The organism is Allorhizobium pseudoryzae (assembly GCF_011046245.1).
Lineage (GTDB): Bacteria > Pseudomonadota > Alphaproteobacteria > Rhizobiales > Rhizobiaceae > Neorhizobium > Neorhizobium pseudoryzae.
In genome coordinates this window covers 2,592,213-2,610,118 of the sequence record NZ_CP049241.1, presented here as the reverse complement: position 1 = coordinate 2,610,118, position 17,906 = coordinate 2,592,213, and the positions used below count along the sequence as shown (strand labels likewise).

Annotated in this window: 15 protein-coding genes and 1 tRNA gene; 5 read left to right on the top strand and 11 right to left on the bottom strand. The window is 62.5% G+C overall.

Annotation, left to right across the window (positions count from 1 at the left end; genetic code table 11):
- Positions 1–6: 6 nt before the first annotated feature.
- Both treS and glgB read left to right on the top strand, forming a co-directional pair.
- The gene (gene treS / locus G6N78_RS12630) at positions 7–3,291 is read left to right on the top strand and encodes a maltose alpha-D-glucosyltransferase (RefSeq protein WP_165221721.1); all 3,285 of its coding nucleotides are present in this window, start codon (positions 7–9) and stop codon (positions 3,289–3,291) included.
- Positions 3,288–5,498, top strand: a complete 2,211-nt coding sequence (glgB, locus tag G6N78_RS12625; RefSeq protein WP_165218878.1) for a 1,4-alpha-glucan branching protein GlgB — start codon at positions 3,288–3,290, stop codon at positions 5,496–5,498. The genes treS and glgB overlap by 4 nt, the downstream gene beginning before the upstream one ends.
- A gap of 81 nt (positions 5,499–5,579) precedes the next feature.
- Here glgB and G6N78_RS26110 read toward each other — a convergent pair whose 3' ends face one another.
- On the bottom strand, positions 5,580–5,897 hold the full coding sequence (locus tag G6N78_RS26110; protein WP_441397893.1) for a DUF6894 family protein: 318 nt from the start codon (positions 5,895–5,897) through the stop codon (positions 5,580–5,582).
- A gap of 278 nt (positions 5,898–6,175) precedes the next feature.
- Here G6N78_RS26110 and G6N78_RS12620 point away from each other — a divergent pair, with 278 nt between their 5' ends.
- Positions 6,176–6,427 carry a CrpP-related protein gene (locus G6N78_RS12620; RefSeq protein ID WP_206531570.1) on the top strand — a complete coding sequence of 84 codons (252 nt, stop codon included), beginning with the start codon at positions 6,176–6,178 and terminating at the stop codon, positions 6,425–6,427.
- A gap of 527 nt (positions 6,428–6,954) precedes the next feature.
- Here G6N78_RS12620 and tig read toward each other — a convergent pair.
- Positions 6,955–8,451, bottom strand: coding sequence for a trigger factor (tig, locus tag G6N78_RS12615; protein WP_165221718.1), 1,497 nt, complete (start codon positions 8,449–8,451; stop codon positions 6,955–6,957).
- Positions 8,452–8,611: 160 nt separating this feature from the next.
- Positions 8,612–8,696 (bottom strand) — tRNA-Leu (locus tag G6N78_RS12610).
- 697 nt (positions 8,697–9,393) lie between these two features.
- On the opposite strand from G6N78_RS12610, the gene G6N78_RS12605 reads away from it, so the two are divergent.
- Together G6N78_RS12605 and G6N78_RS12600 are read left to right on the top strand one after the other, a co-directional pair.
- Positions 9,394–9,540, top strand: coding sequence for a DUF1127 domain-containing protein (locus tag G6N78_RS12605; RefSeq protein WP_165218876.1), 147 nt, complete (start codon positions 9,394–9,396; stop codon positions 9,538–9,540).
- A 262-nt stretch (positions 9,541–9,802) separates the two neighbouring features.
- Complete coding sequence (locus G6N78_RS12600) at positions 9,803–9,946, top strand: DUF1127 domain-containing protein (protein ID WP_165218874.1); 144 nt, start codon at positions 9,803–9,805, stop codon at positions 9,944–9,946.
- Positions 9,947–10,144: 198 nt separating this feature from the next.
- Here the strand turns inward: G6N78_RS12600 and G6N78_RS12595 are convergent, their stop codons facing one another.
- The 8 genes from G6N78_RS12595 to G6N78_RS12560 form a co-directional block, all read right to left on the bottom strand.
- Positions 10,145–10,369, bottom strand: coding sequence for a hypothetical protein (locus tag G6N78_RS12595; protein ID WP_165218872.1), 225 nt, complete (start codon positions 10,367–10,369; stop codon positions 10,145–10,147).
- Between the two features lie 217 nt (positions 10,370–10,586).
- Positions 10,587–11,525 (bottom strand): NAD(P)H-dependent flavin oxidoreductase, encoded by a 939-nt coding sequence (locus G6N78_RS12590; protein ID WP_165218870.1) that lies wholly within the window; start codon positions 11,523–11,525, stop codon positions 10,587–10,589.
- Between the two features lie 182 nt (positions 11,526–11,707).
- Positions 11,708–11,926, bottom strand: coding sequence for a hypothetical protein (locus tag G6N78_RS12585; RefSeq protein WP_165218868.1), 219 nt, complete (start codon positions 11,924–11,926; stop codon positions 11,708–11,710).
- A 368-nt stretch (positions 11,927–12,294) separates the two neighbouring features.
- The gene (locus G6N78_RS12580) at positions 12,295–13,212 is read right to left on the bottom strand and encodes a PhzF family phenazine biosynthesis protein (protein WP_165218866.1); all 918 of its coding nucleotides are present in this window, start codon (positions 13,210–13,212) and stop codon (positions 12,295–12,297) included.
- Positions 13,213–13,287: 75 nt separating this feature from the next.
- Entirely contained in the window at positions 13,288–14,031 is a 744-nt protein-coding gene (locus tag G6N78_RS12575; protein WP_165218864.1) for an NUDIX hydrolase, read from the bottom strand.
- Positions 14,028–15,134 carry an endonuclease/exonuclease/phosphatase family protein gene (locus tag G6N78_RS12570; protein ID WP_165218863.1) on the bottom strand — a complete coding sequence of 369 codons (1,107 nt, stop codon included), beginning with the start codon at positions 15,132–15,134 and terminating at the stop codon, positions 14,028–14,030. Before G6N78_RS12570 ends, G6N78_RS12575 begins: the two co-directional genes overlap by 4 nt.
- Positions 15,135–15,184: 50 nt before the next feature.
- Positions 15,185–16,216, bottom strand: a complete 1,032-nt coding sequence (locus G6N78_RS12565; protein ID WP_165218861.1) for an ABC transporter ATP-binding protein — start codon at positions 16,214–16,216, stop codon at positions 15,185–15,187.
- Positions 16,204–17,898: an ABC transporter permease gene (locus tag G6N78_RS12560; RefSeq protein ID WP_165221715.1), complete on the bottom strand. Its 1,695-nt coding sequence runs from the start codon at positions 17,896–17,898 to the stop codon at positions 16,204–16,206. Before G6N78_RS12560 ends, G6N78_RS12565 begins: the two co-directional genes overlap by 13 nt.
- Positions 17,899–17,906: the final 8 nt, after the last annotated feature.

Below are 17,906 nucleotides of genomic sequence, written 5' to 3'. Positions count from 1 at the left end.
GACATGATGCAGAGCGCGCAGACGCAACAGACCGACCAGAACCTGCTCTGGTACAAGGATTCGATCATCTATCAGCTGCATGTCAAATCCTTCTATGACAGCAATGGCGACGGGATTGGCGACTTTGCCGGTCTGACGGAAAAGATCGATCACATCGCCTCGCTGGGTGCCACCGCGATCTGGCTGCTGCCGTTTTTCCCTTCGCCGCGCCGGGACGATGGCTACGACATTGCCGATTACGGCAATGTCAGCCCGGACTACGGCACGATGGACGAGTTTCGCGCCTTCGTGGACGCCGCCCATGCCCGCGGCATCCGGGTGATCATCGAACTCGTCATCAACCACACCTCCGACCAGCACCCCTGGTTCCAGCGGGCCCGCAATGCGCCGGCCGGCTCGCCGGAGCGGGATTTTTACGTCTGGTCGGATACGGACCAGAAATTCCCCGAAACGCGCATCATCTTCCTCGATACGGAGAAATCGAACTGGACCTGGGATCCCGTCGCCGGCGCCTATTACTGGCACCGCTTCTATTCGCACCAGCCGGACCTGAACTTCGATAATCCGCAGGTGCTGGACGAACTCCTGAACGTCATGCGCTTCTGGCTAGAGACCGGCATCGACGGCTTCCGCCTTGATGCGATCCCCTATCTGGTCGAGCGCGAGGGGACCATCAACGAGAACCTGCCCGAGACGCACGACATCCTGAAGAAGATCCGCGCCGCGCTGGATGCGACCCACCCGGGCAAGGTGCTTCTGGCCGAAGCCAACCAGTGGCCGGAGGACACATCCGAATATTTCGGCGACGGCGACGAATGCAACATGGCCTTCCACTTCCCGCTGATGCCGCGCATGTACATGGCGATCGCCAAGGAAGACCGCTTTCCGATCACCGACATCATGCGCCAGACGCCGGAAATTCCGGACAACTGCCAGTGGGCGATTTTTCTGCGCAACCACGACGAACTGACGCTGGAAATGGTGACGGACGAGGAGCGCGACTACCTCTGGAACATCTACGCCGCCGACCGCCGTGCCCGCATCAACCTCGGCATCCGCCGGCGCCTCGCGCCACTGATGGAGCGTGACCGCCGCCGCGTCGAACTGATGAACGGCCTGCTGCTTTCGATGCCGGGCACGCCCGTCCTCTATTATGGCGACGAGATCGGCATGGGCGACAACATCTATCTCGGCGACCGCGACGGTGTGCGCACGCCGATGCAATGGTCGCCGGACCGCAATGGCGGCTTTTCGCGCGCCGACCCTGCCCGTCTCGTGCTGCCGCCGGTGATGGACCCGCTCTACGGCTACGAGGCGCTGAATGTCGAGGCGCAGAGCGTCGACCAGCATTCGCTGCTGAACTGGACCCGCCGCATGCTGGCCTTGCGTGGGCGTCACCCGGCTTTCGGTCGCGGGTCGCTGCGTTTCCTCACCCCCGGCAACCGCAAGATCCTTGCCTATCTGCGCGAATATGAGGGCGACACCATTTTGTGTGTCGCGAACCTCTCCCGCCTGCCGCAGGCGGTCGAGCTGGATCTGTCCGAATTCCAGGGTCGTGTGCCGATCGAGCTGACCGGCATGTCGCCATTCCCGCCGATTGGCCAGCTGACCTATCTGCTGACGCTGCCGCCTTTCTCCTTCTATTGGTTCCAGCTGGTCGCAGAGGCCGACGGCCCGGCCTGGCGCACCGAGCCGCCGGAACAGTTGCCGGACCTCACCACGCTCGTCTTCCGGCGCGACCTGACGGAACTGGTGGACGAACCGCGGCTCTCCGTCACGCTGTCGCGCGAGGTTCTGCCCGCCTATCTCGGCAAACGCCGCTGGTTCGGCTCCAAGGGGGAGCGGCTGAAGAGCGCAAAACTGGTCGCGGCAACGCCGATGGGCTTTACCCACAACATCATGCTGGGCGAACTCGAGGCGGAACTGGAGGGGCATACCGAGACCTATCTCCTGCCCCTCACGCATGTCTGGGATGAACAACAGCCCTCAGCCCTTGCCCAGCAGCTGGCGCTTGCCCGCATCCGTCAGGGTCGCCGGGTGGGCTTCCTGACGGACGGGTTTGCCATCGAGGGGCTGGCACGAGGCGTCATCCGCGGGCTTTGCGAACGTTCCGTCATTTCCGGCCGCGCCGGCACCCTCGAATTCCTCGGCTCCGATCACCTGGACTGCATGACGCTGAGCGACGACATGGAGGTCCGCTGGCTATCCGCAGAACAGTCGAACAGCTCGCTGATCATCGGTGATCTGGCGATGGTGAAGCTGATCCGTCATATCTTCCCCGGCGTGCATCCCGAAGTGGAGATGACCCGTTACCTGACCAAGGTGGGTTACAAGAACACCGCCCCGCTCTTGGGCGAGGTGGCACGCATTGCCCCCGACGGTTCGCGCTTCACCCTCATCCTCGTGCAGGGCGCCATCCGCAACCAGGGCGACGCCTGGAACTGGATGCTCACCAATCTGCGCCGGGTACTGGACGATATCGGCCTGACCCAGCCGGAGGACGAGGCCGTCGACGACATGCTGCGTCCGCTCGTCACTATGGCCGGCACGATCGGTACACGGCTGGGCGAACTGCACGCGGCGCTGGCGGAGGACACCGACGACGAGGATTTCCGCCCGCTGCCGGCAAAGGCCGAGAATGTCGAACTATGGCGGTTGAGCGCCGTCGGCCAGATCGAGAAGGCCCTGTCGATCCTGGCCGATGCCAACGGAGAGTTCGATCCGGAGACGGCCGCACTGGCCGAGCCGCTCATTGCCCGTCGCGAAGAATTGTTGGACCTTGCCGCCGAACTCGCAACGTCCGCAGAAGGCGCAATGATGATCCGCAATCACGGCGACTTCCACCTTGGCCAGATCCTGGTTGCGGAAGCGGACGCCTTCATCATCGACTTCGAGGGCGAGCCCGCCCGCGATCTGTCGGAACGTCGCGCCAAGACCATTCCTCTGCGCGACGTGGCCGGCCTCCTCCGCTCGCTGAGCTATCTGGCAGCAACCGCGGATCTGGAAAACGAAGCGGTGACGGAAACGGAAAATCCGGACCGCACCACCCTGATCCGCCGCTTTACCGAACAGGCGGAACGGGCCTTCCTGGAGAGCTATCTCGTTGCGGTCGATCAATCGGAGACGCTTGCCGTCGATCCGGACCGCCGCCGCCGCATGCTCGACCTCTACCTCCTCGAAAAGGCCGCCTACGAGATCGGCTACGAGGCCCGCAACCGCCCGAAATGGCTACCCATCCCTCTCGGCGGCTTTGCCGCCATCGTGGACCGGCTGACGGAGAAGACCGCATGAACATCGAACGCTCCGAACTGACCACCGGCATCGACCGCGAGGCGTTGAACGCGCTGGTCGAAGGCCGCCACGGCGACCCGTTCTCAATCCTCGGCCCGCACCCGGTGCAGGGTGCAACGATCATCCGCACCTTCCTGCCCGGAGCCGAGGGGGTAGAGATCGTCAACCGCGACACGGGTCGGGTGGATACCAAGATGCACGCCATCCACCCGGGCGGCGTGTTTGCCGCCGCTGTCGAAAGCGGCAGCCGCTACCGTCTGCGCATCCAGTGGCCGGAGGCGGTGCAGGAGACGGAGGATCCCTATTCCTTCGGCCCGCTGCTCGGCGACCTCGACCTGCATCTGATCGGCCAGGGCACCCATTATGATCTTGGCCGCACCCTGGGTGCGCGCGCCATGGAGATCGACGGCGTCTCGGGCGTGCGGTTTTCCGTCTGGGCACCGAATGCGCGACGCGTGTCCGTCGTCGGCGATTTCGATGCCTGGGACGGACGGCGCCACCCCATGCGGCTTCGCCAATCCTCCGGCGTCTGGGAACTTTTCGTGCCGCGGCTCGGACCCGGCGACCGATACAAGTTCGAGATCCTCGACCGCAACGGCACGGTTCTGCCGCAGAAGGCCGATCCGGTGGCGCGCGCCAGCGAGGCCGCACCTGCCACCGCCTCCATCGTTGCCTCCAGCCAGCCGTTTCGTTGGACGGATGACGAATGGATGCGAAGCGGCGCTGACCGGCGATCCGGTGAAGCGGCGATCTCCGTCTACGAGGTGCATCTCGGCTCCTGGCTTCGGATCGCCGAGGAGAACAACCGCTCGCTCGACTGGGTGGAGCTCAGCCAGCGCCTGGTGCCCTATGCGCAGACACTTGGCTTTACCCACATCGAACTGCTGCCGATCATGGAGCACCCCTTCGGTGGCTCCTGGGGTTACCAGCCGCTCGGCCTGTTTGCGCCGACCGGCCGTTACGGCACGCCGGAGGATTTTGCCTATTTCATCGACCGCTGCCATGCAGCGGGCATCGGCGTCATCCTCGACTGGGTGCCGGCACACTTCCCGACGGATGTCTGGGGTCTCGCCCGCTTCGATGGCACGGCGCTCTACGAGCACGAGGACCCGCGCGAGGGCTTCCACAAGGACTGGAATACGCTGATCTACAATCTTGGCCGCAACGAGGTGAAAGGCTTTCTGCTGGCCTCGGCGCTCGAATGGCTGGAGCATTTCCATATCGATGCCTTGCGCGTTGATGCGGTGGCCTCGATGCTCTACCGCGACTATTCCCGCAATGCCGACGAGTGGATTCCCAACCAGTATGGCGGGCGCGAAAACCTCGAATCGGTGGAGTTCTTCAAGCACCTGAACAGCATCATCCACCAGCGCTGCCCGCATGCGTTCACGGTGGCGGAGGAATCCACCGCCTGGCCGGGTGTCACCAAGCCCGTCGAGGAAGGCGGCCTCGGTTTCGATTTCAAGTGGAACATGGGCTGGATGCACGACACGCTCCACTACATGGAAAAGGAGCCGGTGTTCCGGCAATACCACCACGGCATGATGACCTTCGGCATGGTCTATGCCTATTCCGAACGCTTCATGCTGCCGCTCAGCCACGACGAGGTGGTGCACGGCAAAGGCTCGCTGATCGGCAAGATGCCGGGCGACCACTGGCAGAAGATGGCAAACCTGCGTGCCTATTTCGGCTTCATGTGGGCCCATCCCGGCAAAAAGCTGATGTTCATGGGCGGCGAGATCGGTCAGCTCACGGAATGGAACCATGATGGCTCCGTGCACTGGGACCTGCTCGACCGCCCCGACCACGCCGGGCTTCAACGCCTGATCGCGGACCTCAACCGCCTTTATGCCGCGGAACCCGCGCTCCAGTACGGCGACCTGCACCCCGAAGGCTTCGAATGGGTGGTTGGCGATGATGCCGCCAATTCCGTGTTCGGCATGCTGCGCAAATCCGCCGATGGCGAGGGTCTGATTCTCGCGATCAGCAACCTGACGCCCGTCCCTCGCCCAGGTTACCGGGTCGGTGTGCCGAAAGCCGGCCGCTGGCGGGAAATCCTCAACACCGATGCCGGCGTCTATGGCGGATCGAACCTCGGCAACGTGGAGGCATGGAGCGAGGCGCATCCGGCCCATGGCCGCGACCAGTCGATCATCCTGACGCTTCCGCCGCTTTCGACGATCTATCTGCGTTTTGACGCGGAATAAACCTGCTCGCCGTTAAGCTGGTCTTTTGCGGAAATCTGAAAAAGGCTCCTGCCCCCGCCCTGCCGGTGGGGCCAGGAGCCTTTAACCGTCCCGACGCGAAGAACTGACGTCTGGCCCGCCGGCCTTCCGATGCGGGCCCGGTCGTGTGGTAGGCTCCGAGGCCGGGTCAGGCCAGACGGAGGCAAACGAGAAGCTAGAGACAAAAACAGGATGCCCTTCAGCGTCCTTCACGATGAGAAAGACGGACGCGCGGTCGCGTCCGCGAAGCTCGTCGCGCGCCATATCTGCGAGAATGCGTCCCGCTTCCTCCACAACGGCCTGTGGGGACGACAGTTCAACGACTGCCACATCGGTCGTCGCCACGGCATCGCTGCCCAGGCTGAAATGATAAAGGGGCATGCCAAGATCCTGATTTCCGATAGAAACTCACCTTTAACGGCAATTGTTCCGTGCGTTCTGGAGCCACGGCCCTCGTCGGCACCCCAGGGTGGACCAACCTTTGCAGCGCGTCCTGCGGCATTGCCTCCTTTCATTTCCCGTTAACGCAGGAAGAATTTGATTCATCTCGCTTTTGTCAGCTTGCGGACGGTGTGAGAAAAGCCGTTCGTCCCGCATTTGAACACTTGTAACCTGACAGGTGGACACTTATTACGCCCTCCTCTTGGAAGGTGAAGTGCATGAATTTCGAGTCTCTCCTGAACAGCCAGGAACGTGGGTCAAATGCCCGGATCCTTGGCCTTTCAGCCGCGGACAACCCCTATGCCGATTCGGACGTCGAGGGTCGCCATGAGGACGAACGTAACGTTCTCTACGAGGCCTGGGCCTTCGGCTGGGAAATGGAAGACACAGTGCGCCGGATCGATACGGGCATTTACGGTTTCTTAAGGGTGGAGGCAGCTTTGGCGGGCCTCAGCGCACCTCGGACTTGAGGAAGCGCAAGAGCGCGAGATAGTTGTGCGCAGCCGGCATGATGCCGGTTAGGGGCTCGCGGACCCCCTACTCGCAAGAGTTGGTGAGCCCCGTCTCAATCCTTCGGGACGGCCGCGGAACAGAACGTTCGATTCCAGGACTGGCGCCCAGCGAAACGGACGCCAAGCTCCGCCACCGGCAAGGCCGGGTCGCATAGCTCCTCTCCGGAGCGAATAGCGAATAGCGAATAGCGAATAGCGAATAGCGAATAGCGAATAGCGAATAGCGAATAGCGAGCCATATCATCCCGCAGACGTCGTCAAGAGCGGCTTTTGGTTGGCCGCTCCACGGTTGCCGCGCAACCGTCCCTTATCGTGCTCTGAGCGTCCGGGAAGGCCCCACTCCAAGGTCCCGCGTGCGTGCGTATCGGAAGCAGGGCGACGGACACAGCGCGCTGTTGACGTCGGACGCGCTGCCACTCAACCTCCGCAACGCAAAAACCCCCGGCATTTCTGCCAGGGGTTTCCGCAATCTCGTCAACCAAAGATTATTCGGCGTCGCCTTCGGCGGCCTTCTTCTTCGGAGCAGCCTTCTTCTTCGGGGCTGCGGCTTCTTCGCCTTCAGCAGCCTCGGCGGTCTCAGCCTTGGCAGCCTTCTTCTTCGGGGCGGCCTTCTTCTTTTCCGACTTGGCGGCGCCTTCGGCACCCTCTTCGTCGTCAGCCATCAGCTCTTCCTTCGAGACGGTCTTGTCCGTCACGTCGATTTCGGAGAGCAGCTTGTCGATAACCTTTTCTTCGAAGATCGGCGCGCGCAGCGAAGCGGCGGCACCCGGCGTGTTGCGGAAGAAATCCAGGATTTCCTTCTGCTGACCCGGGAACTGCTGCAGCTGGGCGTAAAGCGCGCGCTGCATTTCCTCTTCGGTCACTTCCACGCCGCCCTTCTCGCCGATTTCGGAGAGAACGAGGCCGAGACGCACGCGACGTTCGGCCAGCTTGCGATATTCTTCGCGGGCTTCCTCTTCCGTCGTGTCTTCGTCGGCAAAAGTCTTGCCCGACTGCTGCAGGTCGGTGTTGATCTGGCGCCAGATGTTGTCGAACTCGGCGTCAACCAGACCGGCCGGGGTTTCGAACTTGTACATCTCGTCCAGCTGGTCGAGGATCTGACGCTTGACCTTCTGGCGGGTAACGTTGCCGTACTGGCCCTGAATCTGGCCGCGAACGATTTCCTTCAGCTTGTCGAGCGATTCGATACCGAGCTTGGAAGCCAGTTCGTCGTTGAGTTCGGTCTCGGTCGGGGCAGCCACTTCCTTGACGGTGATGTCGAAGGTGGCTTCCTTGCCGGCGAGATTCGCAGCCGGATATTCCGACGGGAAGGTGACCGTTATGGTCTTTTCGTCGCCAGCCTTGACGCCAACGAGCTGGTCTTCGAAGCCCGGGATGAAGCGGTTCGAACCGATGACGAGATCGGCATCTTCGGCAGCGCCGCCATCGAAGGCCACCCCATCGACCTTGCCGAGGTAGTTCATCGTCACGCGGTCGCCGGTTTCGGCAGCGCCGTCCTTGGCGTCGTAGGCGCGGGCGCTTTCGGCGATCTTGAGGATCTGTTCGTTGACTTCGTCTTCCGAGACGTCAACAACTTCGCGCGTCACCTTGATGCCGGAGGTCGGCTGCAGCTCGATCGGCGGAATGACTTCGTAGGACAGCGTGAACTCGAAATCAGCTTCTGCGGACAGGATCTTTTCCGCTTCGGCTTCGTCTTCGGTCATCGAGATCGACGGCTGGGTCGCCGACTTTTCGCCACGCTCGGACAGGATCGCGCTCGGACGGTCGCGGACGATCTCATTGACGAGTTCCGCCATGATCGACTTGCCGTACATCTTCTTCAGATGACCAACCGGCACCTTGCCCGGACGGAAACCATTGATGCGCACCTTGTCCTTGGCTTCCGCCAGGCGCTCGTTCATGCGCTGTTCCATGTCCTTGGCCGGGATTACGACCTTGATTTCGCGCTTCAGCCCTTCAGCGAGCGTTTCGATAACCTGCATTGTCATACCTTCATATCATGCGGCGGTGCTCAGACAGCCGTGGTTTCCATGAGCACGACGCCGGAACCTGTCGCCGGTCGTGGCTTCGATGCAATCTCGTTTGCGCTGGGGCGAGAGGCCGCCAGCCGGATCAGACCTGCGGCAGAAGCTGCCGCGGAACTGGTGCGGGTAGAGAGACTTGAACTCCCACGCCTTGCGGCACCAGAACCTAAATCTGGCGTGTCTACCAATTTCACCATACCCGCGCCCCAAAGCCGCGTCGAAAAACACCTCGCGCAGAGGCCTCCCGGAGCGCGCGTCTCTATAACAACCGTTTTTTCCGCACGCAAAGAAAAAATGACAGTTTCAGCCCCGTTCCGCCTCCACACACCGGCTTTTTACGGTTTTCCAGAGCGCGACAGACAGAATGCCGGAAGTTGCCGCTATTTACCACTTTCTAATAAACTTCAGCTAGGCTTTAACCATGACAGATGAGCCATGCGCGTAACGTATGGCTCACATGAATTCATTGCACTGCACAATTTCGCGGTCGCATGTATGATGGGGACAACAGCGGACGAAAAGTCTGCTTCACATATTCGAGGCACCGCATCTCCTCCTCCCAGCGGACCTCGATCAGACTGGCGACCCTCCTCCTCCCAATCGCCAGTCATCACAAATGACGCTCACCGGACCTCCTCCCCCGGTGAGCGTTATTGTTTTTACGGCCCTCTCATCTCCACCCCATGGTTCGACACTCCGGCGACGCTCTCCTCGCCGCCGCAGGCTTGCCGCTCATTTTTTCGCCATACCGGTTAACACCCATCAACCAGCGATGCGTTGTGCGCATGGGTGACATACGGGATAGGCGCTGTTCATTTGCGCGGTGCAACATATATTGAGCCTCAAGAGATCGAGAGACGGAAACGACCGCTCCGACAGACACCAAAGAGGAAGACGACCATGAACATCGCACGCTCGCTCAACAACTGGCGCAAGTATCGTCAGACCGTTACTGAACTCGGCCGCATGTCGGACCGCGAACTGACCGACCTCGGCATCGGCCGCGGTGACATCCGTCGCGTTGCCCGCACGGCCGTTGGTTTCTGAGCCAACGCAGACCTGCCGCGGCCTTCGGGTCGCCCGGCCAAAAACGCCTCCCAGCCGGGGGGCGTTTTTTTATGCACGCTTTTCGGATGCCTCCCCGGGCGACGCCCAGTTTATCGCCATAGATGTTTTTTTCGGCATCACATTGCACATTTGCATAGCAGCGATCTGCCTTTTGCAGTGCACACAGTGGATGCAACGCTGTATAAGAGCGCATCACAACCGATCAGACATCGGTTGGCCAACACATCCAAGGAAACACCCCATGAACCCGATTCGTCTCGCAAAGAGCTGGATCAGCTATCGCCGCACGATGAACGAGCTGAGCAGCCTCTCCAACCAGGCCCTCAGCGACATCGGCCTGACCCGTTACGACATCCGTAACATCGCGTCGCGCTCCTTCCGCTAAGGATCGCAGAACGGCTCCCCCATTTGCGGATGAGGGCCGGAAGCACAGAAATAGTCGGCATGCAGCCCCCAGGCGTCGTCTTCGGGGGCTTTTTGCTGTCCGCTTTTCCGTGAAGCCGATCATCCCTGCTCCCAGAAACAACAAACCCGCCGGAACGGCGGGCTCATCATCGCAGTCAATCATCGGCATCGTTCGGCATCAGCCGTTGATCGGCGTCCGCGCCACAAGCGTCAGCGTATGGTCCGGCTGAACACGATAGGTTTCCGCCACGCGCTCGCCATGCACCAGATCCACCTGCGATACGGTATCGCCCACCGAGTGGATACTCAGTCGGCCTTCGCTGGCATGCGAGAGATCGGTGGCAAAGGCAATGGTTCCGGCACCCAGAAGAGCCACAGCGGCAAGAGCAACAATCCGTTTCATCTGAGAAACTCCTTCTCGACAGGCGGGCAGCAGGCGGACCATCCGAGACAACCGGGCTGCGGCCGATCCCGAAAAGATCGAACCGCCGAGCGGCCACTGTTCCTGCTGCCATGAAGAAGGATATGGGCAGCGGAAAAAGGCGCATCAACGGCCCGCTGGACAGATTGATCCTCACTTTTCCGCGACTGCGAAAACCGCCGGCGAAAGACCGGTGCGGTCAATGCGTGAAGGGATCCGAGAGAGCCTGGCTCATCGCGGCCCGGTATTCGGCGATCAGCCGCTCGCATAGGTCCGCTGCGGCCGGAATGTCGTCGATCGCCGAAACGCCCTGCCCGGCCGACCAGACATTTTTCCAGGCCTTCGCCTCGTTCGCCATGTCCATCGGGCCATGCGAGACGAGATTGGCGGGATTGAGCCCGGCCGCGACAATGCTCTGGCGCAGGAAATTGGCGTTCACGCCAGAAATCGCATCGGTGTAGATGATGTCACCGGCCTTCGCCTCCATGGTCATGCGCTTCTGGTCGTCGCTCACCATCGCTTCCTTCGTGACGAGGAAACGGGTGCCGAGATAGGCGAGATCAGCGCCCATCATCCGGGCCGCGGCAATCTGCGCGCCGGTGCTCATCGCGCCGGACAGCAGGATCGTGCCGCCGAAGAAGGAGCGGATTTCCGGAATGAGGGCAAAGGGGCTGAGCGTGCCGGCATGGCCGCCGGCGCCGGCGCAGACCGCGATGATGCCATCGACACCCGCCTCGGCCGCTTTTTCCGCATGGCGACGGCTGATGACGTCGTGGAACACCAGGCCGCCATAGGAATGCACCGCGTTGACCACATCCGGCACGGCGCCGAGCGAGGTAATGACGAGCGGCACCTTGTTGTCCACCACCGCCTTCAGATCCGCCTCGATCCGCGGATTGGAACGGTGCACGATGAGGTTGACCCCGTAGGGCGCCGCATTGGCATGGCCGGCGAGCCGATCGCGGATTTCCGCCAGCCAATCGACAAAGCCCTGGGTCGTGCGCTGGTTCAGTGCCGGAAAGGTGCCGACAAGGCCGGACCGGCAGGTCTCGACCACCAGATCCGGGCCCGATGCCAGAAACATCGGCGCGGCAACGGCGGGCAGGCGCAGGTTAGAAAAGCTGGACGGCAACGGCATGAAATCCTCCCCAGGATGATGATCGGCGCCCGCGAGAAGCGCCTAGCCTCGTGGGCTTCGTTATAAACCGCAGTTTACGTAAACGGCAAGTCTTACCGCTGCCGCACCTTCATCGGGGAATCAAAAAGGCGCGACCTCGGAAAAAGGCCGCGCCTGCGTTCGCTTAAAGCTGCAGCTACTCTTTAGTGACCGCGGGCGGCCGCCACCATCTCGCGCAACTGGTCTTCCCGCCGCACGCCCTGGCGATAGAGCTCGATGGTGATGGCGGCGAGGCGGTTGATCTCCTCATGGTCCTCGTCGAGGCAGATATCGGCCTTGAGCCGTTCGAAGACCTGCTGGCAACGCGCCAGATCCTCCGAGTTCAACGGCTCCTCGCTCGGTCTCTTCTCACTCCTGATCATGTGGGTACTCCTGCATGAAATGCATCTTGCGAATCACCTCTACGGCGGATTCGGCCGGGCCATAGGCCCCAACAAGACGGCGACAATCTGGTGATACGGAATGGCGATCTGACCGGTGCGGCGGCATGGTCGAAGGCCCGCTCTGGCAGGCCTGGCATCGGCCCTCAATGCGGCCGCCGGTCGTCTGAGGACTACGACATCAAGATCGATCCCGTGTCGTGACCACTGCGGACAGCGGCTTTGACCGCAGACAGCAGGGCTGGCCGACCACTCGGCGTCTCGTCTCGATAATGGGCTGCATCGTCCTTCTCCCGCTCGCGCCCTATAACGGGGGAGCAGAAATCCGGTTCCCTCTCATCACAGAAATTTCAGAGGTGGAGTTCGCCGCTCGCCAGCTTGACCGCCTGCCCACCGATCCGCGCCTTGGAAATCGCTCCATCCTTCACATCGATGTGAAGATGAATGAAGGATGGACGGCCCATTTCGACGCCCTGTTCGATGAGGATCGGGGTGAGCCCGTCGGGCAATGCGTCGAACTGGTGGATGGCGCCGGCAAGTGCTGCAGCCGCTCCCCCCGTTGCCGGATCCTCGGCAATCCCCATGTCGGGGGAAAACATCCGGGCATGGAATTTCGCCGCATGGTGCACGCCGCCCCGGCAATAGACATAGGCGGAGGCAAGCCGGCCCTCGACCAGCGGCGCCGCCTTTTCCCACAAGGTCACGTCGAACTCGACGCCTTCGACGGCAGCCAGGTTGTGCAGCGGCAGCATCAGAAACGGCACGCCGGCGCTCCAGATGGCCGGCACATGGTTTTCAAAGCCGAGATCGGACAGCTTGACGCCGAGCGCATCGGCAAGGCCTTGCCGGTCGAGGTTGAGATCGGTGCGCACGGGATTGCGCGGCAGGTCGAACTCCGCAAAGCTGGCACCCGTATCCGACAGCTTGACCGCGCAGCGGACCGGGCCGACATTTTCTTCGAGCACGCAGACGATATCGAAATCCGGATGCTGATCCGCGTGGTTGAGTTCGGAAATCGCGATGGCCGCCCCCACCGTCGGATGGCCGGCAAAGGGAAGCTCGCGGGCCGGCGTAAAAATCCTGAGGCGCGCCGCATGGGCCGGGTTCTGCGCCGTCCGGATAAACACGGTTTCCGACAGGTTCATCTCGCCGGCCAGCGCCTGCATGGTCTCATCGGAAAGCGCATCCGCGCCGAAGACGACGGCGAGCGGATTGCCGGCAAGCCGGGTGTCGGTAAAGACATCGTAGATCATGTAACGCAGAACCAACAAAACCTCCCGCCGCGGCATTCCGCACAGCTGTCCCAGACGTGCGCGACAACCTGCCCGAGACAGGTCCGTGCATCAACCCGCCTTGTTCGTCTCGTCCCCGAAAAAGAAGGGCAGGATGATCCGGGCAAGACGGTCATACCGATGGAGCGAAAGGTCGGCGCTGGTCAGCGGATAGACGGCATTGATTTCCGGGTCTGGATCGACCGCCATATGCGCCTCCACGCGACGGCACATCTCGGCAGCCGTCCAAGGAAAGCGGTAGAAGCGGAAGAGGTAGAACCGGGCGCCGGCCGAGACCGCATAGAGAACGGGATCGGCGCTCGCATCGTCCACACGCAGGCCGGTTTCCTCTAAAAGCTCCCGTCCCATGCTGCCCAGAACATCGACCGTGCCGTCAAGCCTGAGATCGGAGCCATCGAGCGAGCCGGCGGCAAAATAGACCATGCCGGGATTGGCGGTGTGCGGTGCCATCCGAATGACAATCGCCGCACCGTCGGAGGATATCGGCACGGCGCTCGCCACCAGCATCCGCCCGCTTGTCGGCTGCGGCTGTTTGCGCCACCACAACAGCGTCGCGAAATTGCTCATCCTCGCCCGCGCCTCGACCACGCCGCCGTGCAGCTTTATCTCCTCCTGCAGCACGATCTCGCCGTTGTAGAGCGCCGGATTGGCGGCGAGTTCCCGCTGCCAGTTTTCCGCAATCGCCGCCTCCTCGGCAATCTCGAAGGAATGCCGGCCTGGCTCAACGCGCATGTCGATGCCGGAAATGGCGAAGACCTTGCTATCCACCGGCTGGGTCGCGTGTCGTTCCATCATTGGATCTCCAGAGAGACGACCACGGGGCAATGGTCGGACGCCTTTGGCCTGTCCCAGCCGATGCGGGGAAACCGCTCGACCGCCTGGTCCGGCGGAAACACGGTGCGATAGGGCTGGCCGTTGCGAATGATCTGCGGCACCGCGTCCGGATTGGCGCGCGACAGCGCTGGCGACAGCCAGAGATAATCGAGCTGGCACAAATGCTGCTCCTGCGGCCCGCGGGCATGATAGAGCGTCCAACGGTCCATCTCCGGGCGGCGGCGCACGATGTTCTCGGCAAAACCGTCGCGGCTGAAGATGTCGAGCGCACTCACCTCTTCGCGCGCGGGCTCGAACCGGTAGCCGTCGAGACGGTCACCGATCACCTTCACCCGCTCCTGGTAATCGTTCATGTCGCCGCAGATAACGAAGTTTCGGTTCGCCAGGTTGCGGTCGAAACGCTGCTCGATGATGTGGCGGACGGCACGCGCTTCGGCCTCGCGCACCGGCATGGTCGCCATGCGGGCGTCACCCTCCTCGCGCGAGCCGGTCATCGACTTGAAATGCACGACGTAGAGCGTCAGCGGCCTGCCGCCGATCTTCACATCCACTTCCAGGCAGTCACGGCGAAAGATCCGGTCCTGCGGCTGGTTGGTGAGCGCGATCTGCGGCGTGAAGAGATCGAGATCCTGGTACGTCAGCGTCGCATGGCTGCGCACATCGACGAGTTCGATGGGCAAACCGTCGCGTGTCCGGTCGCGCATCATCACCGCCACATCGATGCCGCGGCTGTCATTACCTTCCACGAGGATCTTTTGCCGATAGCCGTAGCCCAGCATGCGATAGAGATAGTTTTCCTCGAAGGCCTGAAGGGCGGCCATGTCGTCCACCTCCTGCAGGCAGAGGATATCGGCTGCCGTTTCGGCGATGGCGAGCGCGGACAGCTGGCGTGTATCATCCGTCTCGGAAATCAGCCGCGCCTGTTCGAGATCGCGGTAAAGCTCCTGGTCCTCGACGCCGAACATCTTGACGACGCGATCCTGCCGCCATTGCTTGCGGAAGCCGGAGAAATCGAAACGGGCCATCAGGTTTTCGATGTTGAAGGTGGCGAGGCGAAGCGGCATGGCAGACTTTCAAGGCGTCGGGAGGGGAAGCATAGCGCTCCCATCCCGTCTTACAACCGCCAAGCAGAGCGAATGACCGCCCGCACCCGGTCGCCCACGGCATGCGGACGCCGACTGAAGGCGCGCAGCCGCTGGCCGTTGTCCAGTCGCAAACGCAGTGCATACCGTTCGCCCTCGAAGACGGCGGATTCGACCGCCGCATCCAGACCTTCATCGGAAAGGATGACATCCTGCGGCCGCACCAGCACATCGGCAAAAGACTGGGTGAACAGCGCCTGCGGCGAAACCATCTCGCGGATCACCGACCAGTCCGCCTCACGCCCGGCCTGATCCGGCCAAGGGAGAGACAGAATCGCCCCCTGCCCGATCAAGCCGCCGACGATGCGGCCTTCCGGTCGTGCATAGATCTCCTGCGGCGGGGCGACCTGCAGAAGTTTACCTTCCGCCATCACCGCCACATCAGTCGCCAGCGCCATGGCCTCCGCCTGGTCATGCGTCACATAGATCATCGTGGCACGCGAGCGGACGTGAAACTCGCGAAACGTCTCTTCCATTTCCTGGCGCAGATGCCGGTCGAGATTGGCGAGCGGCTCGTCGAGCAGCACCACGTCCGGATCGGTGACGAGGCAGCGGGCGAGCGCCACGCGCTGGCGTTGTCCGCCGGAGAGATCGGCCGGTCGGCGATCGGCAAAGGCGTCCAGCCGCACCGCCTCGAGCGCCGCGCGGATCTTGGTGTCGCGGGCATCGCGGGACAGCCCGCGGACCTTCAAGGGATAGCCGACGTTTTCCGCCACCGACATATGCGGCCAGAGCGCATAGGATTGGAACACCATCGCCATGTTGCGCTTTTCCGGCGGCACCATGGCATTCACATCCGCGAGCCGCCATTCGCCAAGAAAGATCTCGCCATCGCTCGGCTGCTCGAAGCCGGCGATCATGCGCAGCACCGTCGTCTTGCCGCAGCCGGACGGGCCGAGCAGCGCCAGAAAGCCACCCTCGCGGATTTTCAGCGATACGCCGGTGACGGCCGGTTTGCCCGTGCCGAAATCCTTCGACAGGTGGTTGAGGATCAACTGCGCCACGGCACCACTCCTTTGGGCAGCCGGTTCGCCAGGAGTTCCAGAAGAAACATCATGACGACCACCATCCCCACCACCAGCACCGAAAGCGCGGAAGCGAGGTTGAAGCTGCCGCTGTCATCGAGATTGTAGATCGCAACGCCAAGCGTCTGCGTGCCCGCCGACCAGAGCAGCGCCGAGACCGTCAGTTCGTTGCAGGCAATGAGAAAGACGAGGATCACCGCCGCACCCGCCGCCGGGGCAATCAGCGGCGAGAGGATGTCCCGCATGCGCCGGAAAAAGCCGGCGCCAGAGAGCCGCGCAGCCTCTTCCAGAGACGGATCGAGCTGGCGGAAGGCGCTGGCGATCGGCCGGAGGCTGACGGCGAGGAAACTGGAACAATAGGCAAACAGCAGAATCCAGATCGTGCCGTAGATCGACACGCCGAACACCGGCAAAGGTGCTGCAAACAGGAGGATGCAGGCGACCGCCAGCACGATGCCCGGCAGCGCGTAGGGAATATCCGCAAGCGCGCCGATCAGCGCTGCCAGCCGCCGCCCGCTGCGGGCAACGAGATAGCCCATCAGCACCGTCACCAGCAGCAGGCCAAAGGCGGTGGCAAGCGACAGCCCAATCGAGTTGCGGAACGCTGTCTGCGTCACCGCCTGGCGCAGCAGCACCTCTTCGTAGGCATGGATGGTCGCCGTCTTCAGGCTGAGCGGCACGCCATAGGCGGGTGCCAGCGAACTGGCGACCAGCGCTGCAAAGGGCAGGACGAGGATCAGCAGCAGCACAAGCCAAAGGGAGAGTTCGCAGAACAGCCGCCAACTTTTCAGCTGAAACACGGCGGTGCGGCCGGAGAGCCCGATGATGCGGTAATCGCGGCCGCGCAGCACCCGCTCCTCCACCAGAAGCCCGGCGACGGAGAGGAGCGCGATCAGGCCAGACAGCAACGAGATGTCCGCGAATGTGTTGGGGCCGAAACTGGCGAATTTCGCATAGATCAGCGTCGGCAGCGTGTAGATCGAGGCGGGGATGCCGAGGATCGCCGGAATGCCGAAATTGCCGACATTCGAGACGAAGGCCATGGCGGCACCGGCGGCAAAACCGGGGAGTGCGAGCGGCAGGATGATGTGCATGAGCACCTGCAGCGCCGAGGCGCCGGAGAGGCGGGCCGCCTCGATGCCGTCGCGTGGCAGCGCCAGAAGCCCGGCCCGGAGCGCCAGGTAGACAAGCGGCGCATTCTGCACGCCGAGCAGAAGCGCAATCCCGCCAATGGAATAAAGCGGCTGCGGGCTGCCGAGCGGCGGCGCCATTCCAATCGCTTTCAGTAGCGTGCTGGAGGGTCCCGTCAGCCCGACCCAGGAGAGCGCCGTCACCTGCGGCGGGATCATCATCGGCAGCATGAAGAGAAAGCCGAGCATCCATTTGCCGCGGATGTCGAACAACGTCAGCAGCAGCGCGAAGGCTCCGCCGATCAGGACCGAGACCAGCATGCCGTAAAACGAGGTGGCGAGCGTGTTCCACAGTGCCGCCCAGAGGCTGGGATCGGACAGCAGCCCGTCTCCGCCGCCGCGCATCAGCGACAGGATGCCCGTTGCGGCCAGCCGGCCAAGCGGCAGCACGCTGAGGAGGAACAGGACAATGAGCACAAAAGGAAACAGCCAGCGCGGCTGGCTGTTTCCCAAGGTCAGAATACGGGACATGGCGCGCG